The sequence below is a fragment of the Pseudolabrys sp. FHR47 genome, from assembly GCF_005153485.1.
GTDB lineage: Bacteria > Pseudomonadota > Alphaproteobacteria > Rhizobiales > Xanthobacteraceae > Pseudolabrys.
Window position 1 is genome coordinate 1,163,294 of record NZ_CP039740.1, and the last position, 22,165, is coordinate 1,185,458.

Annotated in this window: 28 protein-coding genes; 8 read left to right on the forward strand and 20 right to left on the reverse strand. The window is 63.5% G+C overall.

Features of this window, described 5'->3' with window-relative positions:
* Positions 1-40: 40 nt before the first annotated feature.
* The 3 genes from E8Q40_RS05710 (at position 41) to E8Q40_RS05720 (ending at position 2,979) form a co-directional block, all read left to right on the forward strand.
* Entirely contained in the window at positions 41-799 is a 759-nt protein-coding gene (locus E8Q40_RS05710) for a glycosyltransferase (protein WP_137043471.1), read from the forward strand.
* Positions 796-2,697 (forward strand): SDR family NAD(P)-dependent oxidoreductase, encoded by a 1,902-nt coding sequence (locus E8Q40_RS05715; RefSeq protein ID WP_137043472.1) that lies wholly within the window; start codon positions 796-798, stop codon positions 2,695-2,697. The genes E8Q40_RS05710 and E8Q40_RS05715 overlap by 4 nt, the downstream gene beginning before the upstream one ends.
* Positions 2,698-2,796: 99 nt before the next feature.
* Entirely contained in the window at positions 2,797-2,979 is a 183-nt protein-coding gene (locus tag E8Q40_RS05720; RefSeq protein WP_168197695.1) for a hypothetical protein, read from the forward strand.
* A 74-nt stretch (positions 2,980-3,053) separates the two neighbouring features.
* On the opposite strand, the gene E8Q40_RS05725 is transcribed toward E8Q40_RS05720, so the two are convergent.
* From E8Q40_RS05725 to E8Q40_RS05735, 3 genes are all read right to left on the reverse strand, one after another.
* Positions 3,054-4,262: an EAL domain-containing protein gene (locus E8Q40_RS05725; protein ID WP_246663010.1), complete on the reverse strand. Its 1,209-nt coding sequence runs from the start codon at positions 4,260-4,262 to the stop codon at positions 3,054-3,056.
* Positions 4,263-4,476: 214 nt separating this feature from the next.
* The gene (locus E8Q40_RS05730; RefSeq protein ID WP_137043474.1) at positions 4,477-5,430 is read right to left on the reverse strand and encodes a D-2-hydroxyacid dehydrogenase family protein; all 954 of its coding nucleotides are present in this window, start codon (positions 5,428-5,430) and stop codon (positions 4,477-4,479) included.
* 131 nt (positions 5,431-5,561) lie between these two features.
* On the reverse strand, positions 5,562-5,759 hold the full coding sequence (locus E8Q40_RS05735; protein WP_137043475.1) for a hypothetical protein: 198 nt from the start codon (positions 5,757-5,759) through the stop codon (positions 5,562-5,564).
* Positions 5,760-6,087: 328 nt separating this feature from the next.
* Between E8Q40_RS05735 and ettA the strand changes: the two genes are divergently transcribed.
* Entirely contained in the window at positions 6,088-7,743 is a 1,656-nt protein-coding gene (gene ettA / locus E8Q40_RS05740; RefSeq protein ID WP_137043476.1) for an energy-dependent translational throttle protein EttA, read from the forward strand.
* 86 nt (positions 7,744-7,829) lie between these two features.
* Here the strand turns inward: ettA and E8Q40_RS05745 are convergent, their stop codons facing one another.
* Together E8Q40_RS05745 and E8Q40_RS05750 are read right to left on the reverse strand one after the other, a co-directional pair.
* Positions 7,830-8,231, reverse strand: a complete 402-nt coding sequence (locus tag E8Q40_RS05745; protein ID WP_137043477.1) for a type II toxin-antitoxin system VapC family toxin — start codon at positions 8,229-8,231, stop codon at positions 7,830-7,832.
* Positions 8,232-8,236: 5 nt separating this feature from the next.
* Positions 8,237-8,497, reverse strand: coding sequence for an AbrB/MazE/SpoVT family DNA-binding domain-containing protein (locus tag E8Q40_RS05750; protein WP_137043478.1), 261 nt, complete (start codon positions 8,495-8,497; stop codon positions 8,237-8,239).
* Positions 8,498-8,663: 166 nt separating this feature from the next.
* Between E8Q40_RS05750 and E8Q40_RS05755 the strand changes: the two genes are divergently transcribed.
* Positions 8,664-9,116 carry a hypothetical protein gene (locus tag E8Q40_RS05755; RefSeq protein ID WP_137043479.1) on the forward strand — a complete coding sequence of 151 codons (453 nt, stop codon included), beginning with the start codon at positions 8,664-8,666 and terminating at the stop codon, positions 9,114-9,116.
* A gap of 21 nt (positions 9,117-9,137) precedes the next feature.
* Here the strand turns inward: E8Q40_RS05755 and E8Q40_RS05760 are convergent, their stop codons facing one another.
* Positions 9,138-9,536 (reverse strand): cupin domain-containing protein, encoded by a 399-nt coding sequence (locus tag E8Q40_RS05760; RefSeq protein WP_137043480.1) that lies wholly within the window; start codon positions 9,534-9,536, stop codon positions 9,138-9,140.
* 27 nt (positions 9,537-9,563) lie between these two features.
* Positions 9,564-9,854, reverse strand: coding sequence for a hypothetical protein (locus tag E8Q40_RS05765; RefSeq protein WP_137043481.1), 291 nt, complete (start codon positions 9,852-9,854; stop codon positions 9,564-9,566).
* A 261-nt stretch (positions 9,855-10,115) separates the two neighbouring features.
* Here E8Q40_RS05765 and E8Q40_RS05770 point away from each other — a divergent pair, with 261 nt between their 5' ends.
* The gene (locus tag E8Q40_RS05770; protein ID WP_168197745.1) at positions 10,116-10,694 is read left to right on the forward strand and encodes a TIGR00645 family protein; all 579 of its coding nucleotides are present in this window, start codon (positions 10,116-10,118) and stop codon (positions 10,692-10,694) included.
* An 82-nt stretch (positions 10,695-10,776) separates the two neighbouring features.
* On the opposite strand, the gene E8Q40_RS05775 is transcribed toward E8Q40_RS05770, so the two are convergent.
* Positions 10,777-11,343, reverse strand: coding sequence for an NADPH-dependent FMN reductase (locus tag E8Q40_RS05775; RefSeq protein ID WP_137043482.1), 567 nt, complete (start codon positions 11,341-11,343; stop codon positions 10,777-10,779).
* 400 nt (positions 11,344-11,743) lie between these two features.
* On the opposite strand from E8Q40_RS05775, the gene E8Q40_RS05780 reads away from it, so the two are divergent.
* Together E8Q40_RS05780 and E8Q40_RS05785 are read left to right on the forward strand one after the other, a co-directional pair.
* Entirely contained in the window at positions 11,744-12,550 is an 807-nt protein-coding gene (locus E8Q40_RS05780) for a cyclopropane-fatty-acyl-phospholipid synthase family protein (RefSeq protein ID WP_137043483.1), read from the forward strand.
* A gap of 25 nt (positions 12,551-12,575) precedes the next feature.
* Complete coding sequence (locus tag E8Q40_RS05785; RefSeq protein ID WP_137043484.1) at positions 12,576-13,781, forward strand: lytic murein transglycosylase; 1,206 nt, start codon at positions 12,576-12,578, stop codon at positions 13,779-13,781.
* A gap of 203 nt (positions 13,782-13,984) precedes the next feature.
* Here the strand turns inward: E8Q40_RS05785 and E8Q40_RS05790 are convergent, their stop codons facing one another.
* From E8Q40_RS05790 to E8Q40_RS05845, 12 genes are all read right to left on the reverse strand, one after another.
* The gene (locus tag E8Q40_RS05790) at positions 13,985-14,299 is read right to left on the reverse strand and encodes a hypothetical protein (RefSeq protein WP_137043485.1); all 315 of its coding nucleotides are present in this window, start codon (positions 14,297-14,299) and stop codon (positions 13,985-13,987) included.
* 212 nt (positions 14,300-14,511) lie between these two features.
* On the reverse strand, positions 14,512-14,835 hold the full coding sequence (locus E8Q40_RS05795; protein ID WP_137043486.1) for a hypothetical protein: 324 nt from the start codon (positions 14,833-14,835) through the stop codon (positions 14,512-14,514).
* 243 nt (positions 14,836-15,078) lie between these two features.
* On the reverse strand, positions 15,079-15,942 hold the full coding sequence (locus E8Q40_RS05800) for an NUDIX hydrolase (RefSeq protein ID WP_137043487.1): 864 nt from the start codon (positions 15,940-15,942) through the stop codon (positions 15,079-15,081).
* A 168-nt stretch (positions 15,943-16,110) separates the two neighbouring features.
* Positions 16,111-16,563: a GNAT family N-acetyltransferase gene (locus tag E8Q40_RS05805; RefSeq protein WP_168197939.1), complete on the reverse strand. Its 453-nt coding sequence runs from the start codon at positions 16,561-16,563 to the stop codon at positions 16,111-16,113.
* Positions 16,560-16,850, reverse strand: a complete 291-nt coding sequence (locus E8Q40_RS05810) for a type II toxin-antitoxin system RelE/ParE family toxin (RefSeq protein ID WP_137043489.1) — start codon at positions 16,848-16,850, stop codon at positions 16,560-16,562. The genes E8Q40_RS05805 and E8Q40_RS05810 overlap by 4 nt, the downstream gene beginning before the upstream one ends.
* Positions 16,847-17,050 (reverse strand): hypothetical protein, encoded by a 204-nt coding sequence (locus E8Q40_RS05815; protein ID WP_168197746.1) that lies wholly within the window; start codon positions 17,048-17,050, stop codon positions 16,847-16,849. The genes E8Q40_RS05810 and E8Q40_RS05815 overlap by 4 nt, the downstream gene beginning before the upstream one ends.
* Before the next feature lie 67 nt (positions 17,051-17,117).
* Positions 17,118-17,393, reverse strand: coding sequence for a DUF4031 domain-containing protein (locus E8Q40_RS05820; RefSeq protein ID WP_137043491.1), 276 nt, complete (start codon positions 17,391-17,393; stop codon positions 17,118-17,120).
* Positions 17,394-17,401: 8 nt separating this feature from the next.
* Positions 17,402-18,433, reverse strand: coding sequence for a peptidoglycan -binding protein (locus E8Q40_RS05825; RefSeq protein WP_137043492.1), 1,032 nt, complete (start codon positions 18,431-18,433; stop codon positions 17,402-17,404).
* A gap of 16 nt (positions 18,434-18,449) precedes the next feature.
* A complete protein-coding gene (locus E8Q40_RS05830) occupies positions 18,450-19,430 on the reverse strand; it encodes a flagellar motor protein MotA (protein WP_137043493.1) in 981 nt (326 codons plus the stop codon).
* A 227-nt stretch (positions 19,431-19,657) separates the two neighbouring features.
* Positions 19,658-20,446 carry an inositol monophosphatase family protein gene (locus tag E8Q40_RS05835; protein WP_137043494.1) on the reverse strand — a complete coding sequence of 263 codons (789 nt, stop codon included), beginning with the start codon at positions 20,444-20,446 and terminating at the stop codon, positions 19,658-19,660.
* Between the two features lie 56 nt (positions 20,447-20,502).
* A complete protein-coding gene (locus E8Q40_RS05840; RefSeq protein WP_137043495.1) occupies positions 20,503-21,483 on the reverse strand; it encodes a tetratricopeptide repeat protein in 981 nt (326 codons plus the stop codon).
* Complete coding sequence (locus E8Q40_RS05845; RefSeq protein WP_137043496.1) at positions 21,480-22,139, reverse strand: thiamine phosphate synthase; 660 nt, start codon at positions 22,137-22,139, stop codon at positions 21,480-21,482. Before E8Q40_RS05845 ends, E8Q40_RS05840 begins: the two co-directional genes overlap by 4 nt.
* Positions 22,140-22,165: the final 26 nt, after the last annotated feature.

The following is a 22,165-nucleotide window of genomic DNA, read 5'->3' on the forward strand; positions in this document are numbered from 1 at the left end:
GCGCGATGGCCGGGGTGACTTCGAGGGTGTGCAGGGCGACATGAGCGCGCGGCTCGACATTGTCATTCCGGTCTACAACGAGGGTCCGAACATTCTTTCGACGCTCGGCTCGCTGCGCGACAATGTGCGGACGCCTTTTCGCGTCCTCATCTGTTACGACCGCCCCGACGACGATACGCTGACCACCATCGATGCTCACCGCGATACGCTCGGCGGCATGGCCATCGACTACATCCGCAATCCGGGGCGCGGCGCTCATGGCGCGGTGATGGCCGGATTTGCCGCGAGCACGGCGCCTTACGTGATCGTGCTGCCAGCGGACGACGACTTCAATGGCGGCATCCTCGATCCCATGGTGGCCAAGGCGGAAGCCGGCGCCGATCTGGTCTGTGCCAGCCGCTTTATTCCGGGCGGCAGCATGGTTGGCTGCCCGTGGCTCAAGGCCGCTTTGGTCCGCACGGCCGCCTTCACGCTGCACTATATCGCCCGCCTGCCGACACACGATCCGACCAGCGGCTTCCGCTTGTTCTCGCGCCGGGTTATCGACGCCATTGTCGTCGAGTCCGACAGCGGCTTCTGCTATTCCATCGAACTCCTGGTGAAATGTCACCGTCTCGGCTGGCCGGTCGCCGAGGTGCCTGCGCAGTGGATCGAGCGTACCAGGGGTACCAGCCGCTTCCGGGTGCTGCACTGGCTGCCGGCCTATCTGCGCTGGTATCGTTACGCCTTCGCCACGACCTTCCTGCGCCGCCCGGCCAGCTCCGTGTCGCTGCGTCAGACCTGGAAGCCCGCGACATGAAGTATCTGACGCCGCGTCAATACCTGATCATGCTGCACGACGTCCTCGCGGCGATGGCGGCGATTCTCGTAACCTTCGCGATGCGCTTCGATACGGCGCAGCTTGCGGCCAAGACGGAAGGGCTGAAGCTGTTCCTGCCGGCCTTCGCCGTGTTCGCGGCGGCCGTGTTCTTTGCTTTCAAGCTGCACCAGAGCAAGTGGCGCTTCACCTCGGTGCCGGACCTGTTCAATATCGTCCGGGCTTCCACCGTTCTTGCCGTGTCGCTGGTCGCGCTCGACTATGTCCTTTTGTCGCCGAATGTGTACGGCGAGTTCTTCTTCGGCAAGATCACCATCGTTCTCTACTGGGTCCTCCAGATGTTCTTCCTGGGGGGCGGGCGCATCACCTATCGCTATCTGCATTATGCGCGCACCTTGCAGCGCGTGCGGGTGGCTGATGCAGCGCCGACCATCGTGATAGGCCGCACGGCCGATGCCGAGGTGCTGATCCGCGCCATTGAAAGCGGCGCGGTCAAGAAAATTTGGCCGGTCGGCATTCTGTCGCCATCGCCATCGGATCGCGGACAGTCCATTCGCTCGATCCCGGTGCTCGGCGATCTTGCCGATCTCGAGCGCGTCGCCGCCGATCTCGCCAGCCGTGGCACCCATGTCACGCGCGTCGTCATGGCGCCGTCGGCGATGACGCCTGAGGTCAAGCCTGAGTCGATCCTGATGCGGGCGCGCCGGCTCGACATGACGGTCAGCCAGTTGCCGTCGCTCGAAGGCGGGCCGGCGGTACAGTTGCTGCCGGTGTCGGTCGAAGACCTGCTGCTGCGGCCGAGCGCGAAGATCGACTACCAGCGCCTGCGCGACTACGTGAAAGGCAAGGCCGTCGTTGTCACCGGCGGCGGCGGCTCGATCGGCTCGGAGATTTGCGAGCGTGCCATCGCTTTCGGCGCCGCGCGGCTTATGATTCTCGAAAATTCGGAGCCGGCGCTGCATGCCATCACCGAACGCCTGAAAACGGAATTGGCCGAGGCCGAGATCGTCGACCGCATCGCCGACATCCGCGATCGCGCCCGCATCATGCGGCTGATCGCCGAGTTCAAGCCCGACATCGTGTTCCATGCCGCGGCGCTCAAACATGTGCCGCTGTTGGAGCGCGACTGGGACGAGGGCGTGAAGACCAATGTACTGGGTTCGGTCAACGTCGCCGACGCGGCCGCGGCGGCCGGCGCTGCCGCGATGGTGATGATCTCAACCGACAAGGCGATCGAGCCGGTGTCGGTGCTGGGCGCCACCAAGCGCATGGCGGAAATGTATTGCGATGCGCTCGATGCCGATTTGAAGCGCCGTGCGGGCGACAGCGACAAGCCGATGCGACTCATCTCGGTGCGGTTCGGCAATGTGCTGGCATCCAACGGTTCGGTGGTGCCGAAGTTCAAGGCGCAGATCGAAGCCGGCGGCCCGGTTACCGTGACGCATCCCGACATGGTGCGTTACTTCATGACCATTCGTGAGGCGTGCGATCTCGTCATCACCGCGGCCAGTCACGCCGAGAGCGATGGCGACAAGCGCGCGTCGGTCTATGTTCTCAACATGGGCCAGCCGGTGAAGATCGTCGATCTCGCGGAGCGCATCATTCGCCTGTCCGGGCTCGAACCGGGTCGCGACATCCAGATCGCGTTCACGGGCATCCGGCCCGGCGAACGGCTGCATGAGATACTTTTTTCCAGCGCCGAGGAAATGGCCGAGATCGGGCTGCCCGGCATCGTCGCGGCCAAGCCGGTGCAGGCCTCGCTTGACGACGTGCGGCAATGGCTGGCGACCGTCGAGCAGGCGCTGGCGCGCAACGAGCGTGAGGCGATCTACGCCGTTCTGCGCGACGCGGTGCCGGAATTCCGCGGCGAGGCGGCCTGATATCCTACCTGATTTCGCCTCGATGCGACCGGGGAACCCGATACGGCGTCCATTCGTTGTTCCTGCCACGGGCCGCTTCATGCGGCCATGGAGGAACCTGTGACCGAAAAAGTGAGAAAGCACGCCGAAAAGGAACGCGAGCGCATCGAGAAGGAAGAGGACGAGGTTGTCGTCAATTCCGATGAAAGCTTCCCGGCCAGCGATCCGCCGTCGTTCAATCCCGGCATTACCGGCCCGACGGACATCGAGCCCCTCGAGAAGGAAGCGGAAAAGAAGAAGTAACGCACGCGATCGGCGTTGCGCGACAGATAAAGCCTGCGCCGGAAATGGCGCAGGCTTTATCGTTTCGCGCCGTGTCAGCCGATCTTGACGGGCTCGCGCAAGGTACGCCGGGCGAACTTGCGCGCTTCGGTCGGTTTGCCGAAGAAGAAACCCTGAATGAGATCGAAGCCGAGTTCGCGCGCCATGACGAAGTCGGCGCGTGTCTCGACGCCTTCGGCCACGGTGCGGGCGCCGAGCCGGTCTGCAAGCTCGACGATGCTGCGGCAGGTGGCCTGCTTGAGCCGGTCGTCCGCCACGCCATCGACGAATTCCCGGTCGACCTTGATCTCGACAAAGGGGCAGTCGTCGATCTCAAGAAGAAATGGCCAGTCGGCGCCGAGATCGTCGATCGACAAGCCGATATTGAAGTATCGCAGCTGCCGGGCGGCGTTTCTGGCGAGGTCGACATTGGTGGCAAGGTCGCTGCCGTTGATCTCGACAATCAAGCCTTCGAAGGCCGGATGTTGCGGCAGCCGCATGACCAGCGATTCAATAGCCAGAGGGTCGCTGAAATAAGTGAGCGGAAGGTTGATCGCCAGTTCGACATGACCGTGATCGACGGCAAACTCATGCCAGTCGGCGGCCGCCCGGTTCATGACAAACAAGGACAATTCGGCGAAGTTCGGATCGTGCGGATCGGGCAGGAAATTGGCCGGCGGAACGATACCCCAGGTCGGATGCCGCATGCGGATCAGGCCCTCAGCGCCGTCGATGGTGAGCGATCGCGTATTGACCTTCGGCTGGTACCAGAGCTCCAGCCAGCCGGCGCGCAAGGCCTGCGCGGCGTCGAGCGTCGGCAGCGCCACCGGCTCCTTCGGCGCGAGTCCGCTGACCGCTTGCCGCAATGTGTCGTCGCTGAACGGCGTGGGCAGCAGCGGCAGCATCTTCAATCCGAGCTGCGTGCCGAGTTCGAACAGGGCATCGACCATGAGAAGTTCGGCCGGGCCGAAGATCATGATCTGCCCGTCGAAGCCGGTCGCGGCCAAAGTTTCGAGCGCATGGCCGGCTGCGACGCCACCGGCCGACAGGCCGAGCATGACGAGATCCATTCGGCGGCCGGCGGTGAGGTTGACCAGCCGGTCACCGCCGCCGTCTTCGACGACGAAGCCCATGTCTTCGAGAGCTTCGCGCACGAAGTCCCGGATATGCGGCTTGTCATCGGCGATGACGACGCTCGGTCTCACGCGGCGACGCCCGAATTCGTTAAGCGGTACGGCGTGCGTCGGTGCCTGCTGATTCATCATGTCGCGACCTCAATGTTTTCATTGGGGTCAACGTACCGCCGCCGCCGGGGCGACAGGTTGTCATCATCGCGTCATGCACCGCTAAAGGTGGGTTTAGGATTAATCGAGCGAATGCAATTCAAATTCGCATTTTCTAAGGCTATGCGACAGGCCGCCAGAGCGTTTTCGAGCGACCTAGAAGCCGGTTCGCGCGAAGAAAACGCGTCAAAAGGCTCTAGGTGATGATGCGCACCGGCTTGCCGTCGAGAAAGGCGCGGATGTTCTCGACAATGTCGGAATAGAATTTTCTGTAGGTTTGCTCGCTGACATAGCCGAGATGTGGCGTCAGCACGACATTGTCGAGCTTGCGATAGGGATGATCGACCGGCAGCGGCTCGACCTCGAATACGTCAAGACCGGCGCCGGCGATGCGCTTCTCATCGAGTGCCTTCAAGAGCGCCGCCTGATCGACGATGGGGGCACGCGCGGTGTTGACGAGATAGGCCGTCTTCTTCATGCGGCCGATGTCGTCGGCGGTGATCAGGCCGCGCGAGCGATCGCCGAGCACGAGGTGAATGGTGACGATGTCGGCCTGTGCGAACAAATCCTCGCGGCTGGCATAGTCCGCGCCGCCGGCCGACGCCTTGTCCGGCGTCAGGTTCGGGCTCCAGGCGATGACCTTCATGCCGAAGGCCTTGCCGACCGCGGCAACGTGGCTGCCGAGCTTGCCGAGCCCGACGACGCCCAAGGTCATGCCTTCGAGGTCGCGGCCGATGGTGACCTGCCATGGTTCGCCTGCCTTCATGCGCGCGTTCTCGAAGCCGATGCGGCGGGTGAGTTCGAGCATGAGGCCGAAGGCGATGCCGACCGTGGGATTGCCGAAGGTGCCGGTGCCGCAGACGGTGACGCCGTGCTCGGCGGCGGCGGCGAGGTCGAAGGAGTTGTTGCGGGCGCCGGTGGTGATCAGAAGCTTGAGGTCGGGCAGCGCCTCGATCACGGCGCGGGGGAAGGGCGTGCGCTCGCGCATGCCGGCGACGATCTCAAAGCCCTGCAATTGCGCGATGGTGTCGGCCTGGTCGCGGAACGGCTTCTCGAACACCGTGATCTCGACCTTGCCGGCGAGCGGCAACCAATCGGCGAATTTGAGGGCGACGCCCTGGTAGTCGTCGAGAATGGCGGCACGAAGCATGGCGGTTCCTTCCCAAAGCAGGCTTGCCCAAAGCAGGCTTGTCGCAGCGCCCGGACATGGCCGGGCGGCGCCACCTTAAGGTCGGAACCGGGAAAGGGAAGGGGACTGACGGAACGGGATTTTGTGCGGGGTCAGTTCTGCAGGCGGGCGCGCTTGGCGGCGCAGGCCGGGCCGGGGCCGCGCATATAGTGCCGCTCCGGCCGGTAGGGATGGAACATGACGCGGACAAGGTCGCGGCAGAAGCGGGCGGTCGCGTGACCGAGGCCAGCGAAGGGGCGGTGCAGGAGGCCTGCCGCGGAACCGGAAATGGCCGAGATCGCCCGACCCATGACACGTCAACCTCAAAAGGAACGGACACCGTTGCCCGCCATACCTTGGTCGCTTGCGCCGCCGCCAAGGTTCATGCTGGCGATCTTGGCGTCCACTTCTTAAAGGCCGGTTGGCAACTCCCTCTGCGAAAAGGTTTTTCTTCGACAACCTTTCCGAGACCTTTACCGGCCGGCGCCGGCGCCGGCGGCGCGGACGACGGCTTGCCCTTGCCGGTTCCGCTCGCTACATCGAGCGCAGATTTTCCCGGACATTGGGGTCACGCCCGCGTCACGCGCACGCCAGCCGGTCGCGCGTTTCCGGCCGGATTTGAGAGGTTTTGGAGAGGTCATGAACGGACGTCAGTTCATCTACCACATGCAGGGTCTGTCCAAGACCTATCCGCCCGGCAAGAAGGTGCTGGATAACATCCATCTGTCCTTCTACCCGGACGCCAAGATCGGCGTGCTCGGCGTCAACGGCTCCGGCAAGTCGACGCTGCTGAAGATCATGGCCGGTATCGACACCGACTATGTCGGCGAAGGCTGGGTCGCCGAGGGCGCCCGCGTCGGCTACCTCGAGCAGGAGCCGCAGCTCGATCCCACCAAGACGGTGCGCGAGAACGTCATGGAGGGCGTCGCCGCCAAGAAGGCGATCCTCGACCGCTACAACGAACTGGCCGTCAACTACTCGGACGAGACCGCCGACGAGATGGCCAAGCTCCAGGACGAGATCGACTCCAAAAACCTTTGGGACCTCGACAGCCAGGTCGACCAGGCCATGGACGCGCTGCGCTGCCCGCCGGACGATGCCGACATCTCCAAGCTCTCCGGCGGTGAAAAGCGCCGCGTCGCGCTGTGCAAGCTGCTGCTCGATGCGCCGGACCTGCTGCTGCTCGACGAGCCGACCAACCATCTCGACGCCGAAAGCGTCAACTGGCTGGAAGGCCACCTGCGCAATTATCCAGGCGCCATCCTGATCGTCACCCACGACCGCTACTTCCTCGACAACGTGACCGGCTGGATCCTCGAGCTCGATCACGGCCGCGGCATTCCCTATGAGGGCAACTACACCTCGTGGCTGGCGCAGAAACAAAAGAGAATGGAGCAGGAAGGCCGCGAGGACGAAGCCCGCCGCCGCACGCTCGAGCGTGAGCGCGAGTGGGTGCAGTCCTCGCCCAAGGCGCGTCAGGCCAAGTCGAAAGCGCGCTATGAACGTTACGAGGAGCTGCTCAAGGTCGCCAACGCCAAGACCAACAACGTGGCGCAGATCACCATTCCGGTCACCGAGCGCCTCGGCCAGAACGTTGTCGACTTCGAGCATCTGTCGAAGGGATTCGGCGACCGCCTGCTGATCGACGATCTGACCTTCAGCCTGCCGCCGGGCGGCATTGTCGGTGTCATCGGCCCGAACGGCGCCGGCAAGACCACCTTGTTCCGCATGATCATCGGCCAGGACAAGCCAGACTCCGGCACGATCAAGATCGGCGAGTCGGTGCATCTCGGTTACGTCGACCAGTCGCGCGACGCGCTCGATGCCAAGAAGACCATCTGGGAGGAAATCTCCGACGGTCTCGACCAGATCATGGTCGGCAAGAAGGAAGTGCCGAGCCGAGCCTACGTCTCGCTGTTCAACTTCAAGGGCGCCGACCAGCAGAAGAAGGTCGGCTCGCTGTCGGGCGGCGAACGCAACCGCGTGCATCTCGCCAAGATGCTGCGCGGCGGCGCCAACCTCCTGCTGCTCGACGAACCGACCAACGATCTCGACGTCGATACCTTGCGCGCGCTCGAAGAGGCGCTGGAGGATTTCGCCGGCTGCGCCGTGATCATCAGCCACGACCGCTGGTTCCTCGACCGCATCGCCACGCACATCCTCGCCTTCGAAGGCGACAGCCATGTCGAATGGTTCGAAGGCAACTTCCAGGATTACGAAAAGGACAAGATGCGTCGACTCGGCACCGACAGCATCATCCCGCACCGGCTGAAGTACAAGAAGTTCACGCGGTAGCCTTCGGTACAGAACAGTAGCCCGTCGCGCTCAGCGCGGCGGGCTTTGTCATGCCTGGCCGTTGCAATCAAGATGCGCGCTCGCGGTTACACCGGCGCGATCAGAGTCACGTCTGAAAAATACGTCCGGTAACGCCGAACATCGCGCGTCAGAATCGTTATGCGAAGACTTTGTGCATGGGCCCCCAAGAAGAAATCCGCAAGGGCATTGAGGCGCGGACCGCCCGCCGCGCGGTAACGACGGAAGGCTTGGCCTGCGGCAAACAATGCCGCTATCGGCATGCGCTCCAAAGCGATGCCTAGGCTATCGAGAGCGTCTTCCAAGGAGGCTTGGCTGTCGATACGCGCCGCCAATTCGGCGTAGCCTACTTCGTTAGTGCAAATCCGGCTGGAGCGGCGACAGCGGTCGAGTTGCTCGGCTGACCAGTCGAGCCAAACACGATCTTTGACAAGAATGTCGATGAGTACATTGGTATCGACCAAAACCATGGTCGCTAGAGTGCCGGGTCTTCGGACGGGTCCCCGCGCAATTCCTTCATGATTTCGTCCGTCGTTAAATCGTCCTTGATCAGGCGTTTCTCTGCCAGGGCGTAAAGGCGTGCTTTGTAGTCATCCGTCTTGCCGGCCTTTTCGATGTACACGCCGCCCGAGCCGGTCGCGCGTACCTCGACCTTGTCGCCTGGCTTGATGCCGGCGGCCTCGCGCACTTTTTTCGGCAGGGTCACCTGGCCTTTGATGGTCACGGTGGTGGACATCTCTCGCTCCAGTAATACTTTTATAGAAAGTAATACTCGGCCGACGCCGTGTCAATTAAGGCGGCACTCCCGGGGCGGAATGCACTGTCAAACGGGCTGACGCCCGACTGGAGCCATGCCAACATCCCGGCATCCGGCCGCTCCGAACACCGGTCGATAGGGGGGGATGATGGGCAAACCCGGCTTGGGTTTTTTGTATGTCGCGGCTGTCCTGAGCCTTGGTGTCGCGATGGTCGCGCCACCGGCTTTGGCCGACGGTTCGTCGCGGCCCTATGGCGGCGGCGGGCGCATCGGCGCCGACGAGATCATCCGCAAGTACAATGCGAGCGGCGAACGCTTCCGCATCGAAGGAAGCTGTCAGTCTTCCTGCACCATGCTGCTGGCGATCAAGAATGTCTGCATCGAGCCCAGTGCGCGGCTTCTGTTCCACGCCGCGCTGTTCCCGAACGAAGCCGGACAAAAGCCGCCGCCGCAGCGGCAGGCGAGAATGCTGAGCACCTATAACGCCAAGCTGCGGCACTATCTGGTGTCGAACGGCTACGTCGACACCTTCGCGTTTCATACCATTTCCGGCAGCGACATGATCAGCAAGTTCGGCTACCGGAAGTGCCCGGATTGAGCGAGCAAGGGCTCTCCCGCCCTACGCCTTTCGATACTGCTCGTCGCTCACCTTCTCCATCCACTCAACCGCGCTGCCGTTGAGCGCCTCCTGAATGGCGATGTGGCTCATGGCGACCGTGGCCGAGGCGCCGTGCCAGTGTTTCTCGCCGGGTGGAAACCAGACCACGTCGCCGGGGCGCACTTCCTCGACCGGCCCGCCCTCGCGCTGCACCCAGCCGAGACCTGACGTGACGATCAGGGTCTGGCCGAGCGGATGCGTGTGCCAGGCGGTGCGGGCGCCGGGCTCGAAGGTGACGAGCACGGCGCGCACGCGCGCTGGCTCCGGCGCCTCAATCAACGGGTCCTGCCGCACCGCGCCGGTGAAATAATCGGGCGACGGCTTGGTCGACGGCCGCGAGCCGCTGCGCTTGATGTCCATGTCAGTCTCCTTGAGCTTGCGTTCGGCTTATTCTTTCTTGTCGGCCGCCTTATCGGACGCTTTGGCGCGTGCCGTCTTGTTGGCTTTGGCGTTTTTCCCTTTGGTCTTCGCGGTATCCTGTTCGGCCTTCTTGTCGTCGAACATGCGCGACAGGCCGCAGGTCATCGCCTCCTTCTGCGTCAGTTCGCGTTTCTCGGTTGCCGCGACATAGATCGCCGCGCCGAAAATGCCGAGTACGCAGACCTGCGCCGAGGCGGCGGCCGTCATGGCCACGAAGCCGATGGCGGTGAATGCCGCTCCCAATAACGTCTTTCTCATCGCGTGAGGTTCCCCCAGCCCCTGGAAATCCGGCGGTCCGGGACGATCCCATTGTTTGGGCCCATGGGGAAGGGCCAGAGAGCGTGCGGGGGCAGGGCAGGTCGCTCGGCAAATTTGTGACGGGATAGCGCGGCCTCTTGGCGCAGGTCGCCGCCGCGGAGCCATCTTGCCGCAGGGCGAATCGCCTATAAATCCTGCGCTCGCGATGCCCGGCAGCCCGCCGGGTGCGCCAACGCCGTTTCCCTTAAAGGTACCCACGCCATGTCGATGTCGGCTGACGTTCCGACCCCACCCCCCGAGCTTGCCGGAAAGCTCCGCCCGCTGCCGCAACTCATCTTCTCCTCGCGCTGGCTGCAGCTGCCGCTCTATCTCGGCCTCATCGTCGCGCAGTGCGTCTATGTGTTCCTGTTCCTGAAGGAACTAGTGCACCTCGTCAGCGGCGCCCTGAAATTCACCGAGCAGGAAATCATGCTCGTGGTGCTCGGCCTCATCGACGTGGTCATGATCTCCAACCTGCTGATCATGGTTATCGTCGGCGGCTACGAAACCTTCGTTTCGCGCCTCGAACTCGAGCGGCATCCGGACCAGCCGGAATGGCTTTCCCATGTCAACGCCAGCGTGCTCAAGATCAAGCTGGCGATGGCGATCATCGGCATCTCGTCGATCCACCTCTTGCGCACATTCATCTATGCCGGCCAGCTCGGTCAGTCCTCGTCGCAGTACACCGAAACCGGCGTGATGTGGCAGGCGATCATCCACTTCCTGTTCGTCGTATCGGCGATCGGCATCGCCTATGTCGAGAAGATCAGCCAGGACTCCTACGCCAAGCCGCATCACTGACGCGGCGCAGGTCGAATTGAGCCAAGGCGAATAGAAAAGGCCGCCCGTTCATCGACGGGCGGCCTTTTGTTGGTGGAAGAGCTTACTTGCCCTGAAGCGGCGCCAGCGCGCCGGCCCACTTGGCCAGTTCGTTCAGCATCGTGGTAACGCTGGTGTCGATCAGCTCGTTGGATTTGAATACGCCGTTCTCGACCTGCTTGCCGGCGAAGGGAATCGGAACGCCTTCCGGCAGCGGCATCATCTTCATGGCGGTCAGCATCAGCTTGACGGCTTGCGCGGCGCGCAGGCCGCCCGACACACCGCCATAGCTCACCAGCCCGGCCGGCTTGTAGTTCCACTCCTTGAGCACATAAGTCAGGGCGTTGATGAGCGCCGCCGAGGGGAAGTAGTTGTATTCCGGCATGACGAAGGCATAGGCGTCGGCCGCTTTCACGATCTCCGACCACGCTTTGGTGTGCGCGTGTTCGTATTGCTGCATCGCCGGGTGGCGCGGCTCGTCGTAGATCGGCAGATTGATTTCGGCGAGGTCGACGAACACCGGTTCGAAGCGGCTGTCTTTCTTGACGGCGGACTCGAACCAGCGGGCAACGGGCAGGCCGATGCGGCCGGGGCGTGTGCTGCAGACGATGATGTTCAGCTTGATGGCCATGGATGAACCTTGTGAGGATGGTGGAGCATGCGCGCTTCCTAGTCGTTGCCGGTCATCGCGTTCAAGGCACATCGGGTATACCGACTGCTAACCATGTCGACAGGCATGCTCGTTCGGGCGCGTTTCGTCCGTCGCATTAAGGTTGGATTTACCGGCCACTATCCGTTCTCCGATTCGGCGATGTTCGCCGAACGTTCGGCTCTGTACCCGATGCAGGGGACGCGGTGCATGACGCGTCCACATCTAGCGGCTCGCTTGTCTCCGGCCTGTGCGAATTGCCGAATCGGTCTGCCGCCGCGACGTTCTTCGTGACCCGGTTGGTCTCAGGGTAGTATTCGTAAAAGCAACAGAAGTGGCGAGCGACCGATGTCGCCTGTCTCCGGGGGAGCGGTGGAACACGATGCTGGAGTTCATGTCGCGGCCGGCGCTGGCGGCCGGCCTGGCGCTTCTCTTTTCTCTGAATGCGGCACTTGCCCAGCCGGCAAAAGATTACGAGCCCATGTCCGGTCAGCCGGGCAAGGACGTCATGTGGGTTCCGACACCTCAGGCGCTCGTGGACAAAATGCTCGACGTGGCCAAGGTCACGCGCGACGATGTTGTGATCGATCTCGGGTCGGGCGACGGCCGCACCGTGATCACCGCCGCCAAGCGCGGCGCCAAGGCGCTGGGCATTGAGTACGATGCGAACCTGGTCGAATTGTCGAAACGCCATGCCGCCAGGGAAGGCGTTTCCGACAAGGCCACTTTTGTCAAAGCAGATATTTTCGAGAGCGATTTCTCGCAGGCGACCGTGATCACAATGTTCCTGCTCGAGGACCTCAATCGCAAGCTGCGCCCAAAGCTTCTGGGCCTGAAGCCCGGCACGCGTATTGTTTCGAACACATTCGATATGGGCGACTGGAAGCCTGATGAGGTCGCTTACGCCGATCAGGTGTGCGATACGCACTTCTACTGCACGGCCAATTTCTGGATTGTCCCGGCGAAGGTCGAAGGCACCTGGAGGCTGGCGCAGGGAGAACTGGTGTTGAAGCAGCAGTATCAGATGCTCACCGGCACGCTGAAGAACGGCGGCACATCGGTCGCGATCAGCAACGGCAGGATGATTGGCGATCGGATCAGTTTCTCGGCGAACGGCACCGAATACAGCGGTCAGGTGACGGGCGATGCCATCGACGGTAATTTGCGGGCAACGCGCGTTTCCCATTAACGCGGCGACAATATTTCAGGTGCCGATGCGATACGCCTTACTGCTTCTTATCGTTCTGATGTCTGCCGGTGCGGCGCGCGCCGATGCGGGCTTTGCCCGCTTTCTCGAATCGATGTGGCCGCGCGCGCAGCAGGAAGGCGTCACGCGGGCGGTGTTCGACACCGCCATCAAGGGCCTGACGGCGGACTACTCGCTGCCCGATCTGGAGATCCCCGGTCAGCTGGAGAAGCCGCAGCCCGGCCAACCGGAATTCGTGCAGACGCCATCGCAATACCTGCGCGAGTCGAGCTTCGACCGGCTCGCCAAACGCGGTCAGCAATTGGCGGTGCAGTATCGCTCGACGCTGGAGCGGATCGAAAAGGAAATCGGCGTTCCGGGCAATGTCGTGTTGGCGATCTGGGCGCGCGAGACCGATTACGGTTCCTACAAGCTGCCGCATGACGGCATCCGGGTGCTGGCGACGCAGGCCTATGTCGGCCGGCGCAAGGCGATGTATCAAAGCGAGTTCGTTGCGGCACTGAAGATGCTGCAGGATGGCGTGCCGCGCGCGGCGATGCGCTCGTCATGGGGCGGCGCGCTCGGCCTGACGCAATTTTTGCCGTCGGATTACTATCGCTACGCGGTCGATTTCGACGGCGACGGCCGCGTCGATATTTTCCGCTCGGTGCCGGATGCGCTCGCTTCGGCGGCACGGCAACTCGCCGGCCGCGGCTGGGAACGCGGCGAGCGTTGGGCCTATGAAGTCCGGGAGCCGGCAAATGGCGATTGCTCGATCGGCACGCCGGAAACCAAGATGCCGATCGGCGAGTGGGTCAAGCGCGGTTATCTGCTGACGCCGCCGCGCAAGCTCACCGCGCGGGAGCTGGCGCTGCCGGCGTCGCTGTTGCAGCCGGAAGGGATTTACGGGCCGTCCTTCCTGACGCCGAAGAACTACTTCGTCATCAAGGACTACAATTTTTCCGATCTCTACGTGCTGTTCGTCGGCCACCTCGCCGACCGCATTGCCGGGGCCAAGGCGTTCATGACGCCGTGGAGCAAGAGCCAACAGCTCAAGACGAAGGACGTCGAGGCGATGCAGAAGCGCCTGACCGAGCTCGGGCTCTACAAGGACAAGATCGACGGCAAGGCCGGTATGCTGACGCGTGCCGCGCTCGGGCGGTATCAGAAGGCCAATGGCCTGCAGGTCGATTGCTGGCCGACCGCCGCCGTGCTGGCGCATATGCGGCGATAGCGCATGATCCCGAAAAGTGGGAACCGGTTTTCGGACAAGATCATGCGCTGAAAATTGAGCGCAGCGATTCAACTTTGCTGTGGTCTTAAGCCAAAAAAATCCCCGAAGGCGACGGCCGGAGGTTCAGGGCGGCCGTCATATCCTTCGGGGGTATTCACGTCCGCGCCCGGGATGGTGAAGCCGGGTGGGAGTGGAGGTTTGGATCAGTCGCAGACTTCGACGCGGCGCGAGCGCCAGCCGTAGCCGTCCCAGAAGCGCTGCCGCTCGACGTGGCAGACCGGGCCTTCGACATAGGCCGGGCCGCCGTAATAGACGCCGCGCGGCGGCGCGTAATAGGCCGGCGGCTCTTCATAGTAACGGGGACCGGCATTGGCGGAGCCGGCAATGATGGCGCCGAGCGCCAGGCCGCCGACGACACCGGCGGCGACGCCGCAGCCGCGGCAGCGCGCATCCGCCGTGGTGGGCAGCGCGGCGACCGACAGAACCGCCGCGGCGAGGGCGAGAACCTTGACGTTCATGGCAGATATCCTTTCGGGCGTGGTGCCCGGGTTGAACGGGTTGGCTGAGATTGCGCCGAACCCGTTACGCGAAGCTTAAGGCGTTTCGACGGCCCGAGGCCTTGCGTTCGTTACGTTTTGTTACACGAGAGGGAGAAGGAGGCTGTGACGGAGGTCACAAAAAGCCCGGATCCTGGGGAACCCGGGCCTTTTCATGACCGAAGGGCATATGTCTAGTCGCAGACCCGCACGCGGCGCAGCCGCCACCCATAGCCGTCCCAGATGCGCTGGCGCTGCCACCAGCAGCGCGGGCCGTAGTAGACGGGAGCCGGACCGTAATAGTAGGGCCCCGGGCCGTAGTAATAGCGTGGTCCATAGCCGTAGCCGTAGGCGCCACTGGCGAGACCGCCGATGATGGCGCCAGCGGCAAGGCCGCCGATGATGCCGGCGGCGACACGGCCGCCACGCGCCTCAGCGGGTTGCGGCGCCGCGACGGCGGCGATGGTGAGAACGGCGGCGGCGCCCAGCGCCGTCAGGGATTTTCGAAGACCGGTCATAGCGCACCTCCTGGGTTCGCCGATTGCTGTCTAAGGGACTGCCGAAGGACTTGGAGATTGAACGGGCCTGTTGAGGCTTTCCTGCGGCATTCCGACACAGAATTTAACGTCGTGCACGACGGCGAAGTTCCTGCGCCTGGCCTGAACGCAAACTGAACGCTGCGCACTGACGAACAAATGGAATTTCGCCGGCCGAGGCCCGATTGCGGAAAAATCGTGGCGGGAATGATTTGCGCGCGTGCGCTAACCCGAGAGCCGGCCGAGCACGCGTTGCAGGATGGTCTTGCGCGGTCCCCCATTGCGCTCGGCGGCGTGCGGCTGCGTCGGTGCGCGCGGCGGCAAGGTCGCGACGACGGTCGGCTTCATCGCCGCGGGGGCTTGAGCCGCAAGCGGAACTTCGATCGCGTGGCGAGAATCGTCACGCCTCGACTTTCCGCCTTTGGCCATTTTCGACTTGGATGCCTTGCGGTCCTGCTTTGTGAGCTTGTTTCTGCTCTTGTTCTTGCCCTTGGCTTTATCCTTGGCCTTGTTCTTCGCCTTCTTCTTTGACTTGTTTTTTGTCTTGGCGGCTTTGGCCTGCCGTTTGAGTTCGTGCTGCGCGCGCGGGAACTTGTTGCCGGCTGCTTTGTGCGCGGCCTTCTTCTTCGCCTTGACGGTTTTCTTTTTGCCGGCCGCGGCCTTGGTCTTGCTCTTGACGCGCCGCTTCTTGAGGGCGCGCGCAATCGCATGCCGCAGGAACAGCTTCTCCAGCGGATAGGACAGCCGCCGGATGGCGGCCTTGAGCGGCAGCCAGTCGACGGCGACGATGTCTGGCATCAAATCGTGGCTAGGCTCCGGCTCGGCTTCCATGCGCCAGAACTGCACCACCTTCGGCCGGCCGCCGGCGCGGTAGGTGATGGCGCCGAGATACTCATGCACCTCCACGCGATGGCCGGTCTCTTCCACGACTTCGCGCCGCGCGGCGGCGGCGGGGTTCTCGTCGCGCTTCAGCTTACCGCGTGGCAGAACCCAGGCGTCGTCCTTCGAGCGCTGGACCACGGCAATGAGCTTGCCTGCATCCTTGCGCACGACAATGCCGCCTGCCGCTTCTATGGTCTTGCCAGCCACGTTGTCGCTCCGGCCCGCCGTGCGTCATATGTTCGCCGGAGGGTCGATTCGGTTTAGCAAAAAACGCGCCCGGCGATCATCGAATAATTGCGCCGCGCAAGCACCTGGGGGCAATTCCGCACAGATCGTTTTGTGACAATCGTCTGTCACAAAACGCCGGGCTGGTTCTCACGGTCGCCAGCGCATCCGGTTCACGGCAATGCCGGAGACCGGGTTCTTGTCTTCGCCGTCGTAGGTAAAGCCATGCTTCGCGTAAAAGGCGATGGCGCGGGCATTGTCTTTATTGACCAGCAGATAGAGCCCGGAGGGTGAGCGCCGTTTCGCCTCGTCGAGCAAAGCACGGGCAAGGCCGGAGCCCCAATGCTCCGGCGCCACCACGATCTGGTCGAGATACTGCGTCTTCGGATCGACCGTGACGAAGCCGGCAAGGGCCCCATAGTTTTCTGCCACGATGATATCGCATGCCGGCACCAGTTCGCCCCGCCAGCGCGCGCGCCACCAGCCGACACGGGCGTCGAAGTCGATATGCGGATAATGCTGTGCCCAGGTGCGCCGCCATAGTTCGATGGCGGCGTTCTCGTCGGCGGCGGTGTAGGGGCGGAGGGTGAAGTCGGGCATCAGAGATCGGTGGGTTTCAGCGGCCGACGGGCGGCATGCCTGATTTGGAGGATGACGACGCCGACGGCTTCGATACGGTAATACACATGGTACGAATAGCGTCGCGAGAAAATGACTCGGACGCCGGGATGGTCGGACGGCTGACCGGCCTCCGGAAATTCGCCAAGCCGCAAGGCGATCTGTTCGATCAACGCGATAACACGGCCTGCGGCTGGTGGATTGAACTGACTGATGTAACTGCGAATGGCATCGAGATCGGCAAGCGCGTTCGGCGTGAACCGGACCTTCATGCACGGTATTTATTGAAATAATCGCGCATGACCTCGTCGGCCACGAACTCTCCGCGGTCTGCCTGCTCCAGTCCTTTGAGAACGCCGGCGCGCTCTTCGTCCGACAAGCGATAGAGGCCGAGATGCTTCGCCTCGATGTCGGCGATCGATTGCATCAATTCCTCTTTGGCCTCTTCCGGCCAATCGGCGATGCGTTCCAAGAGCGATGAAGCGACCTTGTTCATTTAAACATTATACTCGGGAACAAAGTCGGAAGGAAGGCGCCTTTCAAGCCGCCCGTTTGAGCTGCGCCTGCAATTGCCGTAGCACGATGATGATGCCGGTGCGGTCGGTCCGGATGGCGCCGTAGCGCAGCGCACGCTCGCGCTCGACTGCGGTCAGGTCGTAATGGGGCTTCGTCGTTTTCGGCGGGCCCTGATAGGACGAACGATGCAGCCCGAGTTCGCGCGCGAAGCGGTGCAGCTCATCGATGTCATCGGCCAGCAGGTGGCACCACTTGCGGCCCCAGCGGCTCCAGATCGGATCGTCGACGTAGACGGACATTATGTGCGCTACCGCTCCGTCAGTTTGAACTCGATACGGCGATTGCGGCGATAGGCTTCCTCGCTGGTGCCGGGATCGAGCGGCTGGAATTCGCCGAAGCCGGCAGCGAGAAGATGCTGGGGCGCAATGCCCTTGGTGGCGAGGTAGCGCACGACGGCGATGGCGCGCGCCGCCGACAGGTCCCAGTTCGACTTAAACTGGCCGGCGCCGCTGATCGGACGAATGTCGGTGTGCCCATCGACGCGCAGCACCCACGGGATATCGGCCGGAATCTTGGCGCCGATCTCGGACATGGCCGACGCGATCTTGTCGATCTCCGGCAGCGCTTCGGGCTTCAGGTCGGCCTTGCCGACATCGAACAGAAGCTCGGACTGCAGAACGAAACGGTCGCCGACAATGCGGATGTCGGGGCGGTTGCCGATGATCTGACGCAAGCGGCCGAAAAAGTCGGAGCGATAGCCCTTCAGTTCCTCGACGCGCTGGGCCAGCGCGAGGTTGAGTCGCTGGCCGAGATTGGCGATCTGCGCTTGCGCTTCCTTGTCCTTCTTTTCGGATGCTTCGAGCGCGGATTCGAGGGCGGCCAACTGGCGGCGGAAGGCGGCGATCTGCTGGTTGAGGATTTCGACCTGGGCCAGTGCGCGCGCGGACACCTTCTTTTCGCCCTCAAGCTGGCTGGCCAGATCGCTGGCCTTGCCCTGCGCGTCGGCAAGCCCGGCGCCGGAGCCTTCGGCGATGCCGCGATAGCGGTCGCGGTCGCTCTCGGCAGTGGCGAGTGAGGCACGCAGTTGTGCCATCTGCTGTTCGAGGTCGCCTTTGTTTGCCGTCTCCATCGACAAGAGTTCGGTCAGTTGCGCGATCTGGGCGTTGAGGCGCTGCAGCGCGGTATCTTTGCCGGAAATTTCCTGTTGCAGGACGAACTGCACCACGACGAAGACGGTCAGGATGAAGATGATGCTCAGGATCAACGTCGACAGCGCGTCGACGAAGCCCGGCCAGTAGTTCATTCCTTCGCCGCCGCGGCGGTATTTCGCAAGGGCCATTGTCAGTTCACTCGCTTCAGCGCTCCGCGCGCTCGCGCACCATCACCTCCAGCAGCCGTTTGATCTCTCGCTGCTGTTCGGCCTGGCCGTCGACCCAGTCGCGGATCATCTGTTGCTCGGTGCGCATGTGATGGACGAGGCCCTGGATCGCCTCGGCGAGATTGGCCATGGCGACGGACGCCTGCTTGCCGGAGCCGGTCTGTTCGACGGCGTCGCGCAGTTTCTCGATGGCGCCGCGCATTTCCATTGGCATCGCCGCCACCGCGCCCGACGGCTCGGCGGCTTGATCGTAGACGGTGGTGGACAGCCAGTCCTCGAGTTCGGTGTAGAAACGGTTCTGCGCCTGGCTTGACTGCAGGTCGAGGAAACCGAGCACCAGCGAGCCGGCAAGACCGAACAGCGAGGACGAGAACGAAATGCCCATGCCCGACAGCGGCGCGGCAAGGCCTTCGCGCAAGGTGTCGAAGGTCGAAGCGGCGTCACCGCCCGGCTTGAGGCCCTGAATGACGCTGCCGACGGAGCCGACGGTTTCGATCAGGCCCCAGAAGGTGCCGAGCAGGCCGAGGAAGACAAGCAGGCCGGTCATGTAGCGCAGGATGTCGCGCGCCTCATCGAGACGCGTGGCGATCGAATCGAGGATCGAGCGCATCAGTTGCGGCGACATCGCCATGCGGCCGACGCGGCTGCCGAGGATCGCCGCCATCGGTGCCAGAAGCACCGGCGGGCGCTCGACCGCGAGGCCGGGATCGGCGAGGCGGAAATTGTTGACCCAGGATATTTCTGGATAGAGCCGCGCCACCTGGCGGATCGCCAGCACGATGCCGATCAGCAGCACCGCGATGATCACGCCGTTCAGGGCCGGGTTGGCCATGAAAGCGGTCTGGATCGGTTTGTAGAGCAGGAAGGCAATCAGGCCGCCCAGAATGATGAACACCATCATCCGGAACAAAAAGATGCGGGGCGAGGACAATTTCAGGGGATCGACGTCTTTGGCCATGAGCGTCCTGGTTCTGTGCGTCCTGCGCGTGTCCTCGGGCCGCGCCTTGAGCGGGCAGGGCCTGCCGGCCGATTCCGGCGCGGGAAGTTACCGGTCAATATGGCACAGACCGGTGACAAGGAAAAATTTTCCGGCAGGGGCGCCGGAACTCATAAATGCGCAGATTGGGTTGAAATTGCGATCCGCATCGCCCGCCCCAAACTCAGGTTAGGTGCGGGGAGAGGAAATCAGGCACTCTTGAGCACCTTCACAATGTCCTTGGAGATGGTCTCGTTACCGGCGACGATCGCGCCTTTGTCGAGCATCTGATCCGCGCCTTCACAGTCGGAGACGAAACCGCCGGCCTCGCGAACCAGAATAATGCCCGCGGCGATATCCCAGGGGCTCAAGCTGCGCTCCCAATAGCCGTCAAAGCGGCCGGCCGCGACCCAAGCGAGGTCAAGCGCGGACGCGCCAAGGCGGCGCAAACCGGCGACCTGGCCGAGCATGGCACCGGTCTCGCGCTTAACGACCTCGTGGTCGCCGTGGCCGATATGGGCCAATCCGCATGCGAGCACCGCTTCGCGCAGTTGCTTGCGACCGGCGACGCGAATGCGTCGGTCGTTGAGGAAGGCGCCCTTGCCTTTCTCGGCAATAAACAGTTCTTCGTTCGCCGGGTTGTACACGAGGCCGGCGACGATCGCGCCTTCGCGCTCCAGCGCGATCGAAATCGCGAATTGCGGAATGCCGTGCAGGAAGTTGGTGGTGCCGTCGAGCGGATCGACAATCCAGCGATGCGTCTTGTCGTCGCCTGCCCGCACGCCGCCTTCCTCGCCGAGAAAACCGTAGCCCGGACGTGCCTTGCTCAACTCGGCATAAATCGTTTCTTCGGCGCGCCGGTCTGCGGCAGAGACGAAATTGGCGGGGCCTTTGAGCGAGACCTGCAGGTTTTCGACCTCGCCGAAATCACGCTTGAGCGAGCGGGCGGCCTTGCGCGCCGCGGCGATCATGACGTTCAAAAGAGCGGAGTGGTGCATGGCGGTGGGTCTGCCCGGCTCGCTGCCTGTCGTCAAGCGCCGGGCGAAAAGGGAGGTTAAGGCGCGACTTCGGCCAGCGTGGACATCCACTTCTTGGCGGCTTTGTCGGCGGCCTCGCGGACTTGCGGGGACTGCTTCGACACGAAGACATCGAGTTCGGGGTCGCCGGCGCCGGCCGCCTTGGCAATCGTGTGCCATTTGACGGCTTCCACCGGATCGGCCGGCATGCCGCGGCCGGCCATCAGGATGCGGGCCAGGCGGTTCTGTGCGATCGGTGAGCCGCGGCGGGCCGCACGCAGGAAGGTCTCGGCGGCAGCCGCCTCGCTCTTTTCGGTACCCTGGCCGTTGAACTGTATGATGGCAAATTCGACCATGGCGTCGACATTGCCCGCGATCGAGGCGCGCGCCATGAGCAGCGCCGCCTGCTTGAGATCCTTCGCCACGCCGCGGCCTTCCTTGTACATGGTGGCGAGCGCGTATTGCGCTTCCGGATTGCCGGCATTGGCGGCAACCTTGAACAGCTCGGCGGCCCGGCCGAAATCCTGGGCGAAAAGCTGACCCTGCAGATAAAGCAGGCCGAGATTGTAGTTGGCGACCGGATGGCCGAGCTTGGCGGCCTCGCCCAGCAGTCGTGCGCCTTCGGACGGATTATTGGCGCCGGCGCGGCCTTCGAAGGCGAACATGGCGAGGGCGAACAGCGCGTCGCGGTTACCTTGCGCCGCAGCCATCTTGTACCACTGCGCCGCCTTGACGTCGTCCCGGCCGACGCCGAGACCGTTGGCGTAGAGTTCGCCGAGCAGCGTCATCGCCGCGGCGTCGTTTTGCTGCGCGCGCCTGGACGCTTCGTTGAAGGCGGTCAGGAAGTAGCCGCGCTGATAGGCGCCATAGGCGACATCGGCGTTCGGGTCCACCGCCGCTGTCTGGCTGTTGGGAGCCGGCGGTGGCAGGGGCGGAGAGGCCGGGGGTCGACTCTGCGCCAGCGCCGGCGAAGCCACCAGCGCGAGCGACAGCATCAGCGCAGCGCGCGGCCATGTCATTGCGCGGCCTCGGGCAGCTTCAGGTGCGGTGCCAGCGCGGCCAGCGCGCTAACCGGATCGCGCCAGATCCAGTCGTCGGCGGTGTGACCGGCAGCGATGAAATCGGCACCGGCCTCGATCAACGGCGTTATTTCCTCGAGCGAGGCGGCATAGGCGACACAGGGAATTTCGAACACTTCAGCCCACCACGCGACCTGCTCAAGGGTGGTTTCGAACGGCGGGCGGTGGCCTTGCGCGTCGGGCTCGCCAAACATGACATAGTCGCAGCCCGCCTCGGCCGCGGTCATGGCATCGTGGCGGCTGGTCGCTGCCCCGGCCCCGACGATCCAGTCGGGTTTCAGAGCTTCGAGCGCATCCGCAACATCCGCCGCCGTAACATGGGCGCCATCGGCGCCGGCACGGGCGACAAGGTCAGCACGATCATCGACCAGCAGCGCCGCACCAGCCGCCTGCGCCAATGGCGCGAGCGCCTTCACGCGGTTGATCTGCGTGCGGTCGTCGCCATCGGCGAGCCGTAACAACACGGCCGCGACATCCCCGGCCGTCAGTGCCGACTTGAGCGCCGGCGCGAAACCGGCTGCATCGGCCATCGCCGGCGTGACCAGATAGAGACGCGGCTGTGGGCGCGGCTCGGCGATTTTCGGACGTTGGGCCATGGCGGCGGAATGCTAGCTCAATCTGG